The organism is Pseudomonas sp. MYb118 (assembly GCF_040947875.1).
Lineage (GTDB): Bacteria > Pseudomonadota > Gammaproteobacteria > Pseudomonadales > Pseudomonadaceae > Aquipseudomonas.
On record NZ_JBFRXN010000002.1, the window covers coordinates 1,943,889 to 1,963,786 of the forward strand.

The window sequence follows — 19,898 nt, forward strand, 5'->3', positions numbered from 1 at the left end:
GTCAACAGGTTGGCGTCTACGGCTACCACGTGTTGAAACTTCACAGGGCAGGATGCGGACATCAATAACCAGAGGATGGAAGCATGGAAGGTACTTCTGCAAGTCCCCAGCGACACAATGCAGCCCAGCGTTCGGCGCACATTCGTGAAGTGGTGCTGGCCAAGGGCGTGGAACTGCGCCAGCGCTACCCGATTCTCAACCATCAGGACGCCTTGGGCGCCGGCATCCTGGCCTTTGCGCTGGCAGGCATGATTGGCTCGGCAGCGCTCTATCTCAGTGGTTACATGGCCTGGTGGGCGTGCCTTCTGCTCAATGCTTTTTTCGCTTCGCTGACCCATGAGCTGGAACACGACCTGATCCACAGCATGTACTTTCGCAAGCAGCGCGTGCCGCACAACCTGATGATGGGCCTGGTGTGGCTGGCGCGCCCGAGCACGATCAACCCGTGGATCCGTCGCCAACTGCACCTCAACCACCACAAAATGTCCGGCACCGAAGCCGACATGGAAGAGCGGGCGATCACCAATGGCGAGCCCTGGGGCATCGCGCGTTTGTTGATGGTCGGCGACAACGTGATGTCGGCCTTCATCCGCATGCTGCGAGCCAGGACCTGGGCGCACAAGCTCAGCATCCTCAAGCGGGTGTTCAAGGTCTACGCGCCGCTGGCGTTGCTGCACTGGGGCGCGTGGTACGTGTTCCTGGGCTTTCATGCCGCCAATGGCGTCGCCACCTTACTGGGCACCAGCGTGCAATGGTCGGCGGACACCCTGGCGGTGATGCAGGTGATCGACATCGCGGTGGTGGTGATCATCGGGCCGAACGTGTTGCGCACCTTCTGCCTGCATTTCGTCAGTTCGAACATGCACTACTACGGTGACGTCGAGCCGGGCAACGTGATCCAGCAAACCCAGGTGCTCAACCCCTGGTGGCTGTGGCCGATGCAGGCGTTCTGCTTCAACTTCGGCAGCAGCCACGGGATTCATCACTTTGTGGTGAAGGAGCCGTTCTACATCCGCCAGATGACCGTGCCGGTGGCGCACAAGGTCATGCGCGAGATGGGCGTACGCTTCAATGATTTCGGCACGTTCGCCCGAGCCAATCGCTTCGTGCGCAAGGAAACTGCAGCCACTGAGGAGGCACGCACCGCCCAGGCTTGAGCGGAACCCGGAAAACTCAACGAGGCATTCGTCATCAATCTGACCCAAAGGGGCGTTAGGTTTGAACGTCATCGGGTGGTTCGACGCTATATGCGTTATTGGCCTAAGCAGGTAATTAAATATTCCTTTATCGGATATTCATTTCGGCCAATCATCGCCTCATCAGATTTGAGTTTTCTGGGGCCGTCTCCTTGGCAGGGTGCGGTCCCTTTTTTATTCCCTGGATAAACCTGCAAACCCTTCCCCTGTAGGAGCGAGCTTGCTCGCGATGGCGCTGGGTCAGCTGGCATCGTCGGTGATTGATACACCGCTATCGCGAGCAAGCTCGCTCCTACAGGGCTCTGCTTATGTCCGATGAGTCTTAATAAATAGCTTCTTATTCCTTAACGAATATAACTCTCCTCCCTATACTCGGTCAGCAACAGACACGCCGCAGGAGAGTTCCCCATGCGCAACGAATCCATCCGTTACCTGATTGTGCCGGGCTGGCAAGGATCGCCAGAAGATCATTGGCAAAGCCATTGGCAGAACAGCTTGCCCAACAGTGCGCGGGTGGAACAGGCTGACTGGTTGACGCCGCGTCGCGAAGACTGGGTGGCGGCGCTGGCCGAGGCGATTGCCGCCGACAGCACGCCGGTGATCCTGATTGCCCACAGCCTCGGCTGCATCACGGTGGCGCATTGGGCCGCCACCGCCCCGCTGCATGTTCTGCGGCAGGTGCGCGGCGCCTTGCTGGTCGCCCCGGCGGACGTCGAGCGCCCGGCCTGCGCGCCGGCCTTGCGCAATTTTGCGCCGATCCCGAACGACCTCCTGCCGTTTCCCAGCCAGGTCGTCAGCTCCGATAACGACAGCGCCGTCAGCGCGCCACGGGCATTGGAACTGGCCCGTCAGTGGGGCGCCGAGGCGGGCATCCTGTCGGGTGCCGGGCACATCAATGTGAAGTCCGGTCATCAGCGTTGGGAGCAGGGGTTTGCCTACCTCTACCGCCTGCAGAACCGCATGGAACATCACGCGCTGCGTCGCGCTTGAGTCCTTCTTTTTTTTAGCACGCCTCCCCGTCTCCCGGCGGTTTGGGGCGGGAGTCTGCCATGAGTGTTGAAACCTTCGGCCAGCCACTGCTGACCTTTCCCGATGCGGAAAAAAGCCCCCTGAGCATTCGCGCCAAAGCGCTGGTGTTCGTCGATCCGCGCTCGCGCCAGTTGCGCGAGGAACTGGAGCAATTGGCACCCCGCGAAGTCTCGGTGTTGATCCGTGGCGAAACCGGTAGCGGCAAGGAGTTGCTGGCCCGGCATATCCACCGGGCCAGTGATCGCGGCGGGTTGTTCGTGTCGGTCAATTGTGGGGCGATCAGCCCCACGTATGCCGATGCGGAACTGTTTGGGTATGCGGCCGGCAGCCACAACGGTTCGGCGAGCAGTCGCGCGGGCTGGTTTGGTTCGGCCAATGGCGGCACGCTTTACCTGGACGAGATCGGCGATTTGCCGCTGCCGATCCAGATCAAGCTGCTCGCGGCCCTGGAGAACCACGAAGTCACCCGCGTCGGCGCTACGCACCCGAGCCCGGTGGATGTGCGCCTGGTGGCCGCCACCAGCATCGACCTGGCCCAGGCGGTGGCTGCCGGCAAATTCCACGAACGGCTCTATCACTACCTCAGCGAAGGCCAGCTCGAACTGCCGGCGCTGCGCGAGCGGGTCGGCGACATCCTGTCGTTGTCCGAGTACTTCCTGGGCATCTACAGCCAGCGCCTGGATCTGCCGGTGCCGCTGATCAGCGAAGCCGCGCAGCGGGTGCTGGAACGCCACAGCTGGCCAGGCAACACCCGCGAGCTGGAAAACGTCATTCACTTTGCCTTGCTGGTGAGCACCGGCGACGAGATCCTGCCGGAGCACCTGAACCTGCCCGAGCTGTTTTCGCCGCTTGAGCAGAAGCTGTTGCACGTGCTGCGCCACGGAACGCCTGCCGAGCAGGCTGCGCTGCAAAAACTGATTGCGTAATCCCGCGAATCCGCAAACCTGTAGGAGCGAGCTTGCTCGCGATGGACGCCAGAGCACCGCGGGGTATCAGGCTTCCCGCGTCATCGTTGACGTCCATCGCGAGCAAGCTCGCTCCTACAGGGGGGTGGAGAAACCCTTGGTTTAGAGCTGTATGAGCGAAATGGAATATCAAAGTGAATAAAAGATATTGTTAAGGAATAAAAAATCCCGGTATTGTCCGCTCCACGCCAGCGATAGCACTTCACTGGCACACGTACTAATAGCCGTCGTCGATGACGACCGTGATTTTCGATAAGGACACTGCATGAAAAAGGTTCTGTTGTTCACCGCATTGGCGGCTGCCCTGACCGCGGGCCTGGCCCAGGCTGGCGAGAAACTGGTGGTTGCGGCGACCCCGATTCCACACGCCGAGATTCTCGAGCTGATCAAGCCAACCCTCGCCAAAGAAGGCGTGGACCTGGAAATCAAAGTGTTCACCGATTACGTTCAGCCGAACGTGCAGGTTGACCAGAAGCGCCTGGATGCCAACTACTTCCAGACCCTGCCTTACCTCAAGAGCTTCAACGAAGGTAAAGGCACCCACCTGGAAACCGTGATCGGCGTTCACGTCGAACCGTTCGGTGGCTACTCGAAGAAAGTCAAAACCCTGGCTGAGCTGAAAGACGGCGCAACCATCGCGATTCCTAACGAAGGTAGCAACAGCGGCCGTGCCCTGATCCTGCTGCAGAAGGCTGGCCTGATCGAGTTGAAAGACCCGAAAAACGCCCTGGCCACGCCAAAGGACATCGCCAAGAACCCGCACAACTTCAAGTTCAAGGAACTGGAATCGGCCATGCTGCCGCGTGTGCTGGACCAGGTCGACCTGGACATGATCAACACCAACTACGCGCTGGAAGCGGGCCTGAACCCGGCTAAAGACGCGCTGGTGATCGAAGGTGCCGATTCGCCTTACGTGAACTTCCTGGTGGCTCGCCCGGACAACAAGGACAGCGCCGCCATCCAGAAACTGGCCAAGGCCCTGACCAGCCCTGAAGTGAAAGCGTTCATCGAGAAGAAATACAGCGGCGCGGTACTGCCGGCGTTCTGATTCGAAACCTGCTCGACCCCTGCCTGATGATCGTTCCCACGCTCTGCGTGGGAACGCCTCCAGGGACGCTCTGCGTTCAGTGACGCGGAGCGTCACGGGCTGCATTCCCACGCAGAGCGTGGGAACGATCACCGCTCAGAGCACCCCGCCTCAGGCCACCCCGGCCTTCAATGCCCGGCGCAACGCCACCAGCAGCTTCAAAATGTCTTGCGGGTCCAGTCTCTGCGGTACTTTCACGTCTGCCATCACTACTTCCTTGTAAGGTTTGGGCCAGCGGCCTGGCCAAAAGCTGTGGGTTTTTGGAGCGGCATTGCGCCAAAAAGATCCCTGCCACAGCGCCAAGGAAAGTAGTCGCGATTCGCGGTTCGAGCAAATCCGGCAGATAGGTTTTTGTGTGATATCAATATGCTTTAACGGTATTTAAATTCTTTTTCTTATGCCATTAGAGTCGGTGCTTGCCGGGCAGTTATCCACTGCCCATGGACCGCACCACCGTCGCTTACCGAGCGGCGTCCAGGACACTCAATGGACTTCGATTACGCTTTTATCCTCAGCACCCTGCCGGCGTTTCTCAAGGCGGTGGGCGTGACCTTGCAAGTCGGCCTGATCGCCATCGGCACGTCTTTGCTGGTGGCCTTGCTCAACGCGACGATCCTGGTGTTTCGCACGCCTTATCTGCAACGCCTGGTCGGGCTGTACGTGGAGCTGGCGCGCAACACACCGCTGTTGATCCAGCTGTTCTTCGTGTACTTCGCGCTGCCGGCTTTGGGCGTCAAGGTTTCGGGTTTTGCCGCGGCGATCATCACCATGACCTTCCTGGGCGGTGCCTACCTCACCGAAGTGCTGCGCGCCGGGGTCGAGGCCGTACCGGCGGCGCAACTGGAATCGGGGCGTTCCATCGGCTTGTCCCAGGTGCAATTGCTGCGCTACGTGATCCTGCCGCAAGCCGGCATCCTCAGCCTGCCTTCGCTGTTCGCCAATTTCATTTTCCTGCTGAAGGAGACCACTGTGGTCTCGGCGGTGGCGGTGCCGGAGATTCTCTACACCACCAAAAGCTACATCGCGCTCTACTACAAAACCTACGAAATGCTCGCCGTGCTGACGCTGATCTGCGTGCTGTTGTTCTTGCCGCTGTCGCTGCTGCTCAGCCGTCTGGAAAGGAGGCTCCAGCATGGCCAGTTCGGGTCTTGAGTTGCTGTGGGTGTCGTTGCCGCAACTGGGCAAGGGCGCTGCGCAAACCCTGTCGATTTCCTTGTTGAGCATTGCCTTCAGCACCGCCGGCGGCGTGCTTTACGGTGTGTTGCGCACGCTCAACTCGACATGGCTGAACGCGATCCTGCGCGTCTACCTGGAACTGTTCCGGGCCATCCCGGTGCTGGTCTGGTTGTACCTGCTGTTTTTCGGCCTGCCGATTTTCTTTGGCCTGAGTATTCCGAGTTTCTGGTGCGCGGTACTGGTGCTGTCGTTGTGGGGGGCGAGCGAAGTCGGCGAGGTGGTGCGCGGTGCCTTGCAGTCGTTGCCGCGCGGGCAACGCGAGGCCGGGTTGTCGATCGGCCTGGGCGGCGCGCAGCTCTATGGTTACGTGTTGCTGCCCCAGGCGCTCAAACGCATGACGCCGCCGACCATCAACGTCTACACGCGGATCATCAAAACCAGTTCGCTGGCGGTGCTGATCGGCGTGGTGGACGTGATCAAGGTCGGCCAGCAGATCATCGAGCGCACCTACGAATCGGTGCTGATCTACGGCGCCCTGTTCCTGTTTTTCTTTTTCATCTGCTACCCGCTGTCGGCCGCGTCACGCGTGCTGGAGCGGCGCTGGACGCAAGCATGAGCGCATTGATCGAGTTCAAGGGTTTCAACAAGTTTTTCGGCCAGCACCAGGTGCTCGACGGCATCGACCTGAAGGTGCGGCCTGGCGAAGTGATCGTCATCCTCGGCCCCAGCGGTTGCGGCAAGAGCACCTTGCTGCGCTGCCTCAACGGGCTGGAAGTCGCCCAGGGCGGCAGCCTCACCTTCGCCGGCCGCGAGCTGCTGGGCAAGGGCACCGACTGGCGCGAGATCCGCCAGCAGATCGGCATGGTGTTCCAGAGCTATCACCTGTTCCCGCACATGAACGTTCTCGACAACCTGCTGCTGGGCCCGCTCAAGGTGCAAAAGCGCGAACGCCGCGAGGCGCAGGCCCAGGCGGAGGCGTTGCTGGCCCGCGTTGGCCTTTTGGACAAGCGCGATGCCTTTCCTCGCCAGTTGTCCGGTGGTCAGCAGCAACGGATCGCCATCGTCCGCTCGTTGTGCATGAACCCGCGGGTCATGCTGTTCGATGAAGTCACCGCCGCCCTCGACCCGGAAATGGTCAAGGAAGTGCTGGAGGTCATCCAGGGTCTGGCCCGCGAGGGCATGACACTGTTGATCGTCACCCACGAAATGGCCTTCGCCCGCGCCGTGGCCGACCGCATCGTGTTCATGGATGCCGGGCGAATCCTTGAGCAAAACACCCCCGAGCCTTTCTTTACGAACCCGCAAACCGCACGAGCGCAGCAGTTCCTGGAGAAATTCTCCTACGTCGCCGCCCTACCCAAAACGACTCAAACAAAGGAACTGGAACTGCCATGAAAACTGCCAAGTCTTCCCTCTTGCTATTGCCACTGCTGGGCCTTGCACTGCTGGCCGGCTGCAACAAAACCGAAGAACCTGCCAAACCCAAGGTCGCCAGCGCAAGCGCTGCGCCCGCCGGCTACCTGGACAAGATCAAGGCGCGGGACAAGTTGATCGTCGGCGTCTTCACCGACAAGCCGCCGTTTGGTTTCGTCAACGAAGCCGGGCGTTACGTAGGCTTCGACACCGACATCGGTCGCCAATTTGCCAAGGACCTGCTGGGCGATGAAAACAAGGTCGAATTCGTCGCGGTGGAACCGGCCAGCCGCATTCCGTTCCTGCAAAGTGACAAGGTCGACCTGATCCTGGCCAACATGACCGTGACCCCGGAGCGCAAGGAAGCGGTGGAATTCACCAACCCGAACCTGAAGGTCGCGGTGCAGGCGCTGGTGCCACAGGCCAGCGAAGTGAAAACCCTCGATGACCTGGCGAGCCGCACCACCATCGTCACCACCGGCACCACGGCGGACATCTGGCTGACCAAGAATCACCCGGACTGGAAGCTGCTCAAGTTCGAGAAGAACTCCGAGTCCCTGCAAGCCCTGGCCAATGGTCGTGGCGACGCCTATGCCCAGGACAACCTGGTGCTGTTCAGCTGGGCCAAACAGAACCCCGGCTACCGCGTGCTGCCGCAGACCCTGGGCGCCGAAGCACCGATTGCGCCAGCGGTGAAGAAGGGCAACATCGAACTGCGCGACTGGGTCAATGCCGAGCTGGCCAAGCTGGGTGAAGAAAAGTACCTGCTCAAGCTGTACGACCTGTACGTGCGCAAGGAACTGAGCGACGACACCAAGCCCGAGAGCGTGATTGTCGAAGGGGGTAAGTGGCAGGGGTGATCAACCAGCGCTGAACGCTCTCGGCGGCCGCGGTTTTTCTGTGGGAGCGAGCCTGCTCGCGATGGTGTGTCAGTCGCCACATATGGCACTGAAAACCCATCGCGAGCAGGCTCGCTCCCACAGTTATCCCCCAGGGTTTTACCGGGGCCAGCAGCAATATCTCCAACCAACTCAGGCACCTTTTGAACCCTGTTCTAAGCTCAGAGTCGTAACGCATTGGCACGTTCGTTCAATGCAAAGGAGTCTGCATGGCTGGTCCCGGGTTGAAAAAAGTGGTGGGCCTGAGCCTTCTGCTGCTATTGAGCGCCTGCGGGGAAAAACCTCAGGTCGAGAAGGACCGCCCACGGGTGTTCGTGCAGGTGGTCAAGCCGGCGGAATACGCCGCGTCCGTGACCCTCACAGGCGACGTGCAGGCACGGGTGCAGACGGACCTGTCGTTCCGGGTCGGCGGCAAGATCATCGAGCGTTCGGTCGATGTCGGTGATCGCATTTCCGCCAAGCAGGTGCTGGCCAGGCTCGATCCCAAGGACCTGCAAAACAACGTCGACTCCGCCCAGGCCCAGGTGGTCGCCGAGCAGGCGCGGGTGACCCAGAGCGCTGCCGCCTTCGTGCGCCAGCAAAAACTGTTACCCAAGGGCTACACCAGCCAGAGTGAATACGATTCGGCCCAGGCGGCACTGCGCAGCAGCCAGAGCGCGCTGACCGCCGCCCAGGCGCAATTGGCGAATGCCCGTGATCAACTGAGCTACACCGCGCTGATCGCCGACGCGCCGGGGATCATCACCGCGCGCCAGGCCGAAGTCGGGCAGGTGGTGCAGGCGACGATGCCGATTTTCAGCCTGGCTCGCGATGGTGGTCGCGATGCCGTGTTCAACATCTACGAATCGCTGCTGGCGCAGGAGCCGGACGACAAGACCATCACCGTCAGCCTGCTCGACAACCCTGCCATCAAGACCACCGGCACGGTGCGGGAAATCACCCCGGCGGTTTCTGCACAGACCGGCACGGTGCAGGTCAAGGTGACCCTCGATGCCCTGCCGGAGGGCATGCAGCTGGGTTCGGTGGTCAGTGCCACGGCGAAAATCCCCGGCAAGTCGGCCGTCGAGCTGCCGTGGTCGGCACTCACCAAAAACCTCAGCGAGCCGGCCGTGTGGCTGGTGGATGATCAGGGTGCAGCGCAGTTGCACACGGTCACGGTCGGGCGCTACCTGACGGGCAAGGTCATCATCAGCGACGGCCTCAATGGGGGTGAGAAAGTGATCATCGCCGGCGGCCAGTTGCTGCACCCCGGCGTCAAGGTCGAGGTCGCCGAAAACACCTACAAGGATCTGGCTGAAGGAGCCCGGCCATGAAGCGCGTGTCGTTGGCCTTCGCTGCCGTGATGCTGGTCGCCTGCTCGGACAAGGAGCCGCCGCCGGAGCCGGTGCGCCCGGTGTTGTCGGTCCAGGTGCAGGCGCAGGGCGAGGAAACCCTGGGGCGTTTTGCCGGCAACATTCAGGCCCGCTATGAAACCAATGTCGGCTTTCGCATCGGCGGGCGCATCGCCAGTCGCAATGTCGATGTCGGCGCCGAGGTGGAGAAGGGCGCCTTGCTCGCCACGCTCGACCCCACCGATCAGCAGAACCAGCTACGGGCGGCCCAGGGCGACCTGGCGCAGGTCCAGGCGCAGTTGATCAATGCCCAGGCCGACGCCCGGCGTCAGCAGGAGTTGTTCGATCGTGGCGTGGGCGCGCAGGCCCAGCTGGACGCGGCACAAACCAATCTGAAAACCACTCAGGCTTCCCACGACCAGGCCCGCTCGGCTGTCGACCAGGCGAAGGATGCGCTCGGTTATGTCGAACTGCGCACCGATCACAAAGCGGTGGTCACGGCGTGGAATGCCGAAGCCGGGCAGGTGGTCACCGCCGGCCAGCAAGTGGTGACCCTGGCGCAACCGGATATCAAGGAAGCGGTGATCGACCTGCCGGATACGCTGGTCGATCAATTGCCGGAAGACGTGGTGTTCAAGGTCGCCGTGGAACTGGATCCGAGCATCAGCACCACCGCCATCGTGCGCGAAATCGAACCCCAGGCGCAAAGCGCCACCCGCACCCGTCGCGCGCGCCTGACGCTGGCCGAGACGCCGCCGGCGTTTCGCCTGGGCACCGCCATCACGGTCACCGTCAGCTCAGCCATCAAACCGCGCATCGAGCTGCCGCTGACCGCCCTGCAGGACGTCGACGGAAAAACCCGGATCTGGGTCATTGATGAACAGAATGCGACGGTGTCGCCGCGAGACGTCAACGTGGTCAGCCGTACCGATTCAACGATGGTCCTGGCCAGCGGTGTGAAGGCCGGTGAGCGAGTGGTGAGCGCCGGGGTGAACAGCCTGAAACCTGGGCAGAAAGTGAAACTCGATGAGGACAGCCCACGATGAAAGGGAGTTTCAACTTATCCGAATGGGCCCTCAAGCATCAGTCCTTCATCTGGTACCTGATGCTGGTCGCGCTGCTGATGGGCGTATTTTCCTACCTGAACCTGGGCCGCGAGGAAGACCCTTCGTTCACCATCAAGACCATGGTGATCCAGAGCCGCTGGCCCGGTGCGACCCAGGAAGAAACCCTCAAGCAGGTCACCGACCGCATCGAGAAAAAACTCGAAGAGCTCGACTCCCTCGACTACGTGAAAAGCTACACGCGCCCGGGCGAATCCACCGTGTTCGTGTTCCTGCGTGATACCACCAGTGCCAAGGACATTCCGGAAATCTGGTACCAGGTGCGCAAGAAGATCAACGACATCCGTGGCCAGTTCCCCCAGGGCCTGCAAGGCCCGGCGTTCAACGACGAATTCGGCGATGTGTTCGGTTCGGTGTATGCCTTTACTGCCGACGGCCTGTCGATGCGTCAGTTGCGCGATTACGTCGAGCAGGTGCGCGCCGAAATCCGTGACGTGCCGGGGCTCGGCAAGATCGAGATGATCGGCGAACAGGACGAAGTGCTGTACCTGAACTTCTCCACGCGCAAACTGGCGGCACTGGGTATTGATGAGCGGCAGGTGGTGTCGAGCCTGCAATCGCAGAACGCGGTGACGCCCGCCGGGGTGATCGAGGCCGGGCCGGAGCGCATCTCCGTGCGCACCACCGGACAGTTCGCCTCGGAAAAGGACCTGGCCAACGTCAACCTGCGGCTCAACGACCGTTTTTACAGACTGGCCGACATTGCCGACATCAGCCGTGGCTATGTCGACCCGGCCAATCCGGAGTTTCGCTACAACGGCCATCCGGCCATTGGTCTCGCCATCGCCATGAAGAAGGGCGGCAACATCCAGGAGTTCGGCAAGGCCCTGCACCAGCGCATGACCGAGCTGACCGCCGACCTGCCGGTGGGCGTGGGTGTGCACAACGTCTCCGACCAGGCGGCGGTGGTGGAGAAGGCCGTCGGTGGCTTTACCAGCGCGCTGTTCGAAGCGGTGGTGATCGTCATGCTGGTCAGCTTCGTCAGCCTGGGCGTGCGCGCCGGCCTGGTGGTGGCCTGCTCGATCCCGCTGGTGCTGGCCATGGTCTTCGTATTCATGGAATACAGCGGCATCACCATGCAGCGGATTTCCCTCGGCGCGTTGATCATTGCACTGGGCCTGCTGGTGGACGATGCGATGATCACCGTGGAAATGATGGTCACGCGCCTGGAAATGGGTGAAAGCAAGGAGCAGGCGGCCACGTTCGCCTACACCTCGACCGCGTTCCCGATGCTCACCGGTACGCTGGTGACGGTCGCCGGTTTTGTGCCCATCGGCCTCAACGCCAGTTCGGCGGGCGAGTACACCTTCACCCTGTTCGCGGTGATCGCCGTGGCGATGCTGGTGTCATGGATCGTCGCCGTGCTGTTCGCCCCGGTGATTGGCGTGCACATCCTCAGCGCCAACGTCAAACCGCATGACGCCGAGCCCGGGCGCGTCGGCCGTGCGTTCAACTACGGCATGCTCTGGTCGATGCGCAATCGCTGGTGGGCCATCGGTATCACCATCGCCCTGTTCCTGGCGTCGGTGTACGCGATGAAGTTCGTGCAAAACCAGTTCTTTCCGTCCTCGGACCGCCCGGAAATCCTCGTTGACCTGAACCTGCCGCAAAACGCCTCGATTGCCGAGACGCGCAAGGCGGTGGACAAGCTCGAAGCCACGCTCAAGGACGACCCGGACATCGTCCGCTGGAGCACCTACATCGGCGAAGGGGCGATCCGTTTCTACCTGCCGCTGGACCAGCAACTGCAGAACCCGTACTACGCGCAGATGGTCATCGTCAGCAAGGGCCTGGAGTCGCGCGAGGCCCTGAGCCAGCGCTTGCGCGAGCGACTGCGCAAGGAGTTCGTCGGCATCGGCAGTTATGTGCAGGCGCTGGAAATGGGCCCGCCGGTGGGGCGGCCGATCCAGTATCGGGTCAGTGGCAAGGACATCGACCAGGTGCGCAAGCACGCGATTGCCCTGGCCACCGAGCTGGACAAGAACTCGCACATCGGCGAGATCATCTATGACTGGAACGAGCCGGGCAAAGTCCTGCGCATCGACATCGCCCAGGACAAGGTGCGGCAACTGGGGCTGTCGTCGGAACAGGTGGCCAACCTGATGAACAGCATCGTTGCCGGGGCGCAGGTCACACAGGTCAATGACGACATCTACCTGATCAATGTCGTGGGGCGCGCGGTCGATGATGAGCGCGGCACCCCGGAAACCCTGCAGAACCTGCAAATCGTCACGCCCAGCGGCACCTCGATTCCGCTGCTGGCCTTCGCCACCCTGCGCTACGAACTGGAGCAGCCGCTGGTGTGGCGCCGCGACCGCAAACCGACGATCACCATCAAGGCCGCTGTGCGTGACGAAATCCAGCCAACCGACCTGGTGACGCAACTCAAGCCGACCATCGACCAGTTCGCGGCCGGGTTGCCGCCGGGCTACAAGGTCGCCACCGGCGGTACCGTGGAAGAGAGTGGCAAGGCCCAGGGGCCGATCGCCAAGGTCGTGCCGTTGATGCTGTTCCTGATGGCGACGTTCCTGATGATCCAGTTGCACAGCGGGCAGAAACTGTTCCTGGTGGCCAGCGTCGCGCCGCTCGGCCTGATCGGCGTGGTGCTGGCGCTGATCCCCACGGGCACGCCAATGGGCTTCGTAGCGATCCTCGGGATCCTGGCGCTGATCGGCATCATCATCCGCAACTCGGTGATCCTGGTGACCCAGATCGACGCCTACGAGCAGTCCGGCTCCACGCCTTGGGACGCAGTGGTGCAGGCCACGGAACACCGGCGCCGCCCGATCCTGCTGACCGCCGCAGCCGCGAGCCTGGGGATGATCCCGATTGCCCGGGAAGTGTTCTGGGGGCCGATGGCCTACGCGATGATTGGCGGCATCATCATCGCGACGTTGCTGACGCTGCTGTTTTTGCCGGCGCTGTATGTGGCCTGGTACAAGATTCGGGAGCCGAAATAGAGAAGCAGAGCGCTTTGCGCTCTATCGCGAGCAGGCTCGCTCCCACAGGTTTTTGCTGTGTGCACAACGGATGTGAACACCAATGAACCACTGTGGGAGCGAGCCTGCTCGCGATAGCGGCCGCACGGATCACACAACCTTGCGCCAAACACTCGCCAACCAAGGCTGCTGTTCCCGCGGCAATCCCGCCGGCCGGTAGTAATGCTCCAGCTCCGCAAACCCCGCCTCGGTCAAAAGCCCCTGCCACGCCGCCAGGTCGTGGTACGAGCCATAGCGCGAGCCATTCCAGCCCTCCTGATTCTCACCACGCGGATTGGAACTGAACAACACCCCGCCCGGCTTCAATGTGCCATGCAACTGCCGCAGCACCCGCGGCAGTTCCTGGCGTGGCACGTGAAACAGCACCGCATTGGCAAAAATCCCGTCGAAGCGTTCGGCAGGCAAGTCCAGCTTGAGGAAGTCCTGCTGCCACACCTCGCAACCACTGTCTTCGCGCGCCATCCGGGCAAACTCTTGCGAGCCATCGAGGCCAACCGCGCGGTGGCCCATGCGGGTGAAGGCTTGCAGGTCACGCCCAGGGCCGCAGCCGAAATCGAGAATGTCGAAGGGCGCCGCGCCCTGAACGTGGCGTAACAGCGCTTCGATGTTCTGGCTCACGTCATGATCTCGCGTCCCTTCGCGAAAGCCTTCGGCCACCGAGTTGTAATGACCCAGGGTGGTGGCGGTAATCTGGTCGAGATCGGCGGGAGTCTGTTTCATGGTCGGCTGCACGGCAATGGGAGTTGACCCAATATACGCTATGCCACTGGTCGCACCTGTTACTTCTAACAGTATCGGCCGGCCGCTCGATGACTCAGTCTGTGCCGACTGGGGCGAGGGACTGTCATGCCGTGAATGATCATTGCGACACACCGACTTTGGCCGTTGTGGACCCGCGTTCGCTGGCGGTTCGCAGCGTCGGGTATTGCCGCCTGCCCGATGAGGTGGATGTTGAATCGCGCGTTACTCGGCAGGTTTTCGATGGGGTGGGGCGGGCGGTTGCGTCCTGGGATCCGCGGCTTTTCGGCACTTCAACGAAAGCCAATCAAACGACAGTGTATGGACTGAGCGGCCAGCCTGTTCTGACCGAAAGCGTGGATGCCGGTTGGCAACTGAATCTGATGAATCACGCAGGTTCGCTGCATTCAGTTTGGGATGGCCGAGGTAACCAGACGCGATTCGAGTATGACGATCAGCAGCGCCCTCTGACGGTCATCGAGCAGATGCAAGTTGTGGATCGGTTCAGTTACGGTGATGGGACGGCCTCGCGTAACAAATGCGGCCAGTTGATTCGTCACGATGATCCCGCGGGCTCGGGCGTCATTGACGATTATGGATTGCTCGGTACCGCGTTGGTTGAAAGTCGGCGCTTTCTCAAAGCGCTGGAAACGCCCGATTGGCCTGTGGATCTCGAAGAGCGAGAGCAATGGCTGGAAGCTCACTCTTACGTGACACGCCACGCTTTTCTACCCACGGGAGATGTTGAACACCAGACCGATGCTGTGGGTAACGTCCAAAGCTTCGTTTACGACGTGGCGGGCAGCCGGCGTGAAAGCTGGTTGGTGGTGACAGGGAAGCAGCCGCAGTGCCTGATCAACGACGTTCACTACAACGCGCTGAGTCAGGTCGAAATCGAGACCGCGGGCAACGGCGTACGTACGCAATTCTTCTACGGCGACGATGATGGTCGCTTGCTGCGCTCTGTTGCATCGGTGGGCACACAGGTGCCGTTGCAAGATCTGAACTACACCTACGATCCAGTGGGCAACATCACCGAGTTGGAAGACAAGGCCCAATCGGTAACTTGGTTCAACAGCCAGCGCGTCGAACCGATCAATCGTTACCGTTATGACAGCCTGTACCAACTGATCGAAGCTTCAGGTTGGGAAGTCAGCACCCCAAGCCACGGTCCCGCCTTACCCACCTTGCTCCCCACTCCGCTGGATCCCAACCAACGCCGCAACTACACCCAGCGTTTCGACTACGACAAGTCTGGAAATCTGATCACCCGCCATCACAGCAACGCCCCCAGCTTGTCGATGTTTACCTCGGCGCACAGCAACCGCAGCCTGTCCCAGCGTGAGGATGGCTCGCTGCCCGGTGAGTCCGATATCGACGCGGGTTTTGACGCCGCTGGCAACCAGCTGGCGCTACAGCGCGGGCAAGTCATGACCTGGGACACACGCAATCAATTGAGCCGGGTGACCTTGCTCAGCCGCAACGATGACCCCGGTGATGACGAAAGCTACGCCTACGACCGTCCGGGTCACCGGGTGCGTAAGCTGCACATCAGCCGCACCAGTCGCCGCGCGTTGCAAGAAGAAGTCCGCTACCTGCCCAACCTGGAAATTCGCCGTCAGGCCGACGGTGAAGAACACCACGTGATCTCGGTCGAAGCGGGGCGCAGCAGCGTTCGCGCACTGCATTGGCCCCAAGGCGCACAAGCCGATCAACTGCGCTACAGCCTCAGCGATCATCTGGGTTCCAGCACCTTGGAACTGGATGAAAAAGCGGGTGTGTTAACGCAAGAATATTATTACGCGTTCGGCGGTACGGCCTGTTGGGCGGGAAAGTCGGAATTGGTGGCGAAGTACAAAATCAATCGTTATTCAGGCAAGGAGCGCGATGCGACGGGTCTCTACTACTACGGCTTCCGCTACCTGGCCACGTGGCTACAGCGTTGGATCAGCCCGGATCCGGCAGGCCAGACGGATGGGCCCAATCGTTACACAATGGTGCGGAACAACCCGGTGAGTTTCGTTGATAAGGCCGGCCTTGCAGGTGAGTCTTTTCAGCAGATATTGGTAGGGCTCGCCCAGATGGGTATGACCAGTGCGATCGGCATGGCATCCGGCTGGGCACTTGGAAACGCTGTATTAGGTCTGTCTTATGGGGCTTTGATAGGGGGGTTGTCTTACGCCGCCTGGAGCTGGCTGGAGTATCGGGAGGCCGCGAGAGTGTCTGCGGAACTCGCTGCCGAGGAGAAGGCAATTGCCGATGGACGGGAGGCCAGTGTTCTCAAACTTGCGGATTTATTTGTCCTGTCCTCTGAAGAAGCTGGACGTCTCGTGAATTTTGAAGCAGGGCTGCGTGCGGCTCATCCGGACACCCGCGTGGCTGTTTCACTCTTGACGAAAGATGATCGGATCTACGCGTACGGGGGGCCTCAAGACAACATTTTCAGAGCACACGACATTTTCCTCAACGTTAACAATCCGGCACGAGAGCTGAAGAGACTGCAGGTCGCCACACTGGTTATTCGGAATACTCCGAAGGATTCTTCATCCATTGCTGGGCAGCGGACAGACGAGAGTCAATTCGGATCAGGCAATACTGACGAAATTGTCCGCCAATCAGGCAGCCATCACATGGCTTCTGCGGACGAGGTTCAATCTCAAGCCCCAGATACAACCCGTGTGCGCGCCGAATTAAAAGCAGTGACCATCGACTCGACAGTGATTGATCACATTCTAGATAACGCAAACGACCCTAATAGCGCGGTATTGAGATCTACCCTTGACGAAATGCTCGGTCGTCGTTTTGGCGCGGTCAAGCTCCATCGCCATCGGGGCGGTCTGTGGGCTGCGGATTTGCATGGTTTTGTCGGCAGCACGGGGCGTGGGTCCAAAAGACTCATGTTCCAGAAAAAGGGCTCTCACTACAAAGTCATGGGAATAACGGATCCACATCCCGGATAGTGTTATCGACCTGTTACTTCTAACAGTATCGGCCCGGCAGAAAATGGATCAGTCTTTGCTGACCGGGCCGAGGGATTGTCATGCTGTGAATGCTCACCGCGACACACCGACATTGGCGATTGTGGATCCGCGTTCGCTGGCGGTTCGCAGCGTCGGGTATTGCCGCCTGCCTGATGAGGCTGATATCGAATCGCGCGTTACTCGACAGATTTTCGATGGGGTGGGGCGGGCAGTCGCGTCTTGGGATCCGAGGCTTTTCGGCCTTTCAACGAAAGCCAATCAAACAACGGTGTATGGATTGGGCGGCCAGCCTGTTCTGACCGAAAGCGTGGATGCCGGTTGGCAACTGAAGCTGATGAATCACGCAGGTTCGCTGCATTCAGTTTGGGATGGCCGAGGTAACCAGACGCGATTCGAGTATGACGATCAGCAGCGTCCGCTGGCGGTCATCGAGCAGATGCAAGTTGTGGATCGGTTCAGTTACGGTGATGGGACGGCCTCGCGTAACAAATGCGGCCAGTTGATTCGTCACGATGATCCCGCGGGCTCGGGCGTCATTGATGAATATGGATTGCTGGGTACTGCGTTGGTTGAAAGTCGGCGCTTTCTCAAAGAGCTGGAAACGCCTGACTGGCCTGTCGATCTCGAAGAGCGAGAGCAATGGCTGGAAGAGCAGTCCTATGTGACACGCCACGCTTTTCTACCTACGGGAGATGTTGAGCATCAGACCGATGCGATGGGTAACGTCCAAAGCTTCGTTTTTGACGTGGCGGGCAGTAGGCGTGAAAGTTGGTTGTTGCTGGCAGGGAAGCAGCCGCAGTGCCTGATCAGCGATGTTCGTTACAACGCCCTGGGTCAGGTCGAAAGCGAAACCGCGGGCAACGGCGTACGTACGCAGTTCTTCTACGGCGACGATGATGGTCGCTTGCTGCGCTCAATCGCATCGGTCGCTGGTGAAAACCCTTTGCAGGATCTGAACTACACCTACGATCCGGCGGGCAACATCACCGAGTTGGAAGACAAGGCTCAATCGGTAACCTGGTTCAACAACCAGCGCGTCGAACCGATCAACCGTTACCGTTATGACAGCCTGTACCAACTGATCGAAGCTTCAGGTTGGGAAGTCGTTACTCCGAGCCACGGCCCTGCATTACCCGCCTTACTCCCCATCCCGCTGGACCCTAACCAAAGGCGCAACTACACCCAGCGTTTCGACTACGACAAGGCTGGAAACCTGATCACCCGCCATCACAGCAACGCCCCCAGCTTGTCGATGTTCACCTCGGCTCACAGCAACCGCAGCCTACCCCAATGCGAGGACGGATCGCTGCCCGGCGAGTCCGATATCGACGCGGGTTTTGACGCCTCTGGCAATCTCTTGGAATTGCAGCGCGGGCAAATCATGACATGGGACATACGCAATCAATTGAGCCGGGTGACCTTGGTCAGCCGCAACGATGACCCCGGCGATGATGAGCGATACGCCTACGACCGTCCTGGCCACCGGGTGCGTAAGGTAAGCGTGAGCCACAACAGTCGCCGCGCGTTGCACGAAGAAGTCCGCTACCTGCCCAACCTGGAAATTCGCCGCCAGGCCGACGGTGAAGAACATCACGTGATCTCGGTCGAAGCGGGGCGCAGCAGCGTTCGGGCACTGCATTGGCCACAAGGCGCACGGGCGGATCAACTGCGCTACAGCCTCAGCGATCATCTGGGCTCCAGCACCTTGGAACTGGATGAAAAAGCGGGCGTGTTAACGCAAGAACATTACTACGCGTTCGGCGGTACGGCCTGCTGGGCTGGCAAGTCGGCGTTGGTGGCGAAGTACAAGATCAATCGTTATTCGGGCAAGGAGCGAGATGGGACGGGGTTGTACTACTACGGGCATCGCTATTACGCGCCGTGGTTATTACGTTGGTTGAGTGCGGATCCACTGGGGATGGTGGATGGGCCTAACGTCTATCTGGCTTTCAAAAATAACCCAGTAAAGTTTGTCGATCCTGAAGGCACAGTTTTGCTGAATTTTTCTAAAATTTTGGCTGGGACGGATGCCATTGAAACTACAAAAGTTGTTGTTAATTATGAGATTCCTGAGATGCGGCCTGGCCCGCAGTTCAATTTTTACCTTGCTCAATCCATGCCTGGTAACAGTTTTACCGGACTGATTAATGTTTCCAAAACCGATGATGAACTGAGTGGGGTTGTTGATATTTATCCGCTAGAACCGGACTGGCGAGTAAATGAAAGGGATCTCTTGAGCAATTGGCGCACAAAATACAGCGGTAAAACTCACAATGACGGCAGCCCTATTGAACATGCGCGAGCTTCGGCCAATTATTTGACCTCACATGCGCAAGCATTGAAAATATTTGACCGAGATCTAAAGGTCACGGCAGGGTTTACTTTTAGAGATGTAAGGGGGCTACCGTTGACCCCCGAGGGTTATCGCAAAATGCCCGCTATCTCCGGAAACTCTGCGACTGCCAATGCAGAAAAGACATTTAAAGTCCCGCATAATTTCGAGTCTGTTGGTAGCAATATCGAGGATTTCAATAAGGCATTTAAAATGTCAAACGCTTACGTCTCTGGGGTCGCGCAGTTTGGGTCTATCCCACTGGAGGTTCAACGGTATCTTTTAACTATGTTTGCTGAGGCGAGTAAAGAGTTAAAGCAGGAAACTCCATCACTCGTGGAGCTTTTTGAAGCAGAATTGCTTCGGCCCGAACTACAATTGCCTCTCGGAAAAACAGGCGCAGCGGCAAAAACTTCTCAATTTTGATGTTCGAGACCCCTTCCTGTTGCGGCTGCCCACTCTCCGTCGCTATCGGAGCGGTTTGAGGTCTGCAGATTTGTATGGTTTGACGGCAACAGGGCGCGTGGGTCCAAAAGACTTATGTTCGAGAAAAGGGCACTCACTACAAAGTCATGGGAATAACGGGTCCACACCCCGGATGGTTTTATCGACCTGTTATTTCTAACAG

14 protein-coding genes are annotated in these 19,898 nt (G+C 59.8%); 13 read left to right on the plus strand and 1 reads right to left on the minus strand.

The annotated features are described in order from the left end of the window. Positions 1-83: 83 nt before the first annotated feature. From ABVN20_RS14865 to ABVN20_RS14915, 11 genes are all read left to right on the plus strand, one after another. Positions 84-1,157 (plus strand): fatty acid desaturase, encoded by a 1,074-nt coding sequence (locus tag ABVN20_RS14865; protein ID WP_368556471.1) that lies wholly within the window; start codon positions 84-86, stop codon positions 1,155-1,157. Positions 1,158-1,604: 447 nt separating this feature from the next. Further along, positions 1,605-2,186: an alpha/beta hydrolase gene (locus ABVN20_RS14870; RefSeq protein WP_368556472.1), complete on the plus strand. Its 582-nt coding sequence runs from the start codon at positions 1,605-1,607 to the stop codon at positions 2,184-2,186. Positions 2,187-2,245: 59 nt separating this feature from the next. Further along, positions 2,246-3,151 carry a sigma 54-interacting transcriptional regulator gene (locus tag ABVN20_RS14875; protein WP_368556473.1) on the plus strand — a complete coding sequence of 302 codons (906 nt, stop codon included), beginning with the start codon at positions 2,246-2,248 and terminating at the stop codon, positions 3,149-3,151. Between the two features lie 304 nt (positions 3,152-3,455). Beyond that, on the plus strand, positions 3,456-4,238 hold the full coding sequence (locus ABVN20_RS14880; RefSeq protein WP_368556474.1) for a MetQ/NlpA family ABC transporter substrate-binding protein: 783 nt from the start codon (positions 3,456-3,458) through the stop codon (positions 4,236-4,238). A gap of 525 nt (positions 4,239-4,763) precedes the next feature. After that, complete coding sequence (locus tag ABVN20_RS14885) at positions 4,764-5,429, plus strand: amino acid ABC transporter permease (RefSeq protein ID WP_368556475.1); 666 nt, start codon at positions 4,764-4,766, stop codon at positions 5,427-5,429. Next, positions 5,410-6,069: an amino acid ABC transporter permease gene (locus ABVN20_RS14890; protein ID WP_368556476.1), complete on the plus strand. Its 660-nt coding sequence runs from the start codon at positions 5,410-5,412 to the stop codon at positions 6,067-6,069. The genes ABVN20_RS14885 and ABVN20_RS14890 overlap by 20 nt, the downstream gene beginning before the upstream one ends. Continuing rightward, positions 6,066-6,848 (plus strand): amino acid ABC transporter ATP-binding protein, encoded by a 783-nt coding sequence (locus ABVN20_RS14895; RefSeq protein ID WP_368556477.1) that lies wholly within the window; start codon positions 6,066-6,068, stop codon positions 6,846-6,848. The genes ABVN20_RS14890 and ABVN20_RS14895 overlap by 4 nt, the downstream gene beginning before the upstream one ends. Continuing rightward, positions 6,845-7,726, plus strand: coding sequence for a transporter substrate-binding domain-containing protein (locus ABVN20_RS14900; protein WP_368556478.1), 882 nt, complete (start codon positions 6,845-6,847; stop codon positions 7,724-7,726). The genes ABVN20_RS14895 and ABVN20_RS14900 overlap by 4 nt, the downstream gene beginning before the upstream one ends. A 248-nt stretch (positions 7,727-7,974) precedes the next feature. Beyond that, a complete protein-coding gene (locus ABVN20_RS14905; RefSeq protein WP_368556479.1) occupies positions 7,975-9,078 on the plus strand; it encodes an efflux RND transporter periplasmic adaptor subunit in 1,104 nt (367 codons plus the stop codon). Beyond that, positions 9,075-10,142, plus strand: coding sequence for an efflux RND transporter periplasmic adaptor subunit (locus ABVN20_RS14910; RefSeq protein WP_368556480.1), 1,068 nt, complete (start codon positions 9,075-9,077; stop codon positions 10,140-10,142). The genes ABVN20_RS14905 and ABVN20_RS14910 overlap by 4 nt, the downstream gene beginning before the upstream one ends. Next, positions 10,139-13,180 (plus strand): efflux RND transporter permease subunit, encoded by a 3,042-nt coding sequence (locus ABVN20_RS14915; protein ID WP_368556481.1) that lies wholly within the window; start codon positions 10,139-10,141, stop codon positions 13,178-13,180. Before ABVN20_RS14910 ends, ABVN20_RS14915 begins: the two co-directional genes overlap by 4 nt. 129 nt (positions 13,181-13,309) lie before the next feature. Here ABVN20_RS14915 and ABVN20_RS14920 read toward each other — a convergent pair whose 3' ends face one another. Beyond that, on the minus strand, positions 13,310-13,939 hold the full coding sequence (locus ABVN20_RS14920) for a class I SAM-dependent methyltransferase (RefSeq protein WP_368556482.1): 630 nt from the start codon (positions 13,937-13,939) through the stop codon (positions 13,310-13,312). Between the two features lie 131 nt (positions 13,940-14,070). Between ABVN20_RS14920 and ABVN20_RS14925 the strand changes: the two genes are divergently transcribed. Together ABVN20_RS14925 and ABVN20_RS14930 are read left to right on the plus strand one after the other, a co-directional pair. Continuing rightward, positions 14,071-16,917: an RHS repeat domain-containing protein gene (locus ABVN20_RS14925; RefSeq protein WP_368556483.1), complete on the plus strand. Its 2,847-nt coding sequence runs from the start codon at positions 14,071-14,073 to the stop codon at positions 16,915-16,917. A gap of 85 nt (positions 16,918-17,002) precedes the next feature. Then, entirely contained in the window at positions 17,003-19,696 is a 2,694-nt protein-coding gene (locus tag ABVN20_RS14930) for an RHS repeat-associated core domain-containing protein (RefSeq protein ID WP_368556484.1), read from the plus strand. The last annotated feature ends 202 nt before the right edge of the window (positions 19,697-19,898 follow it).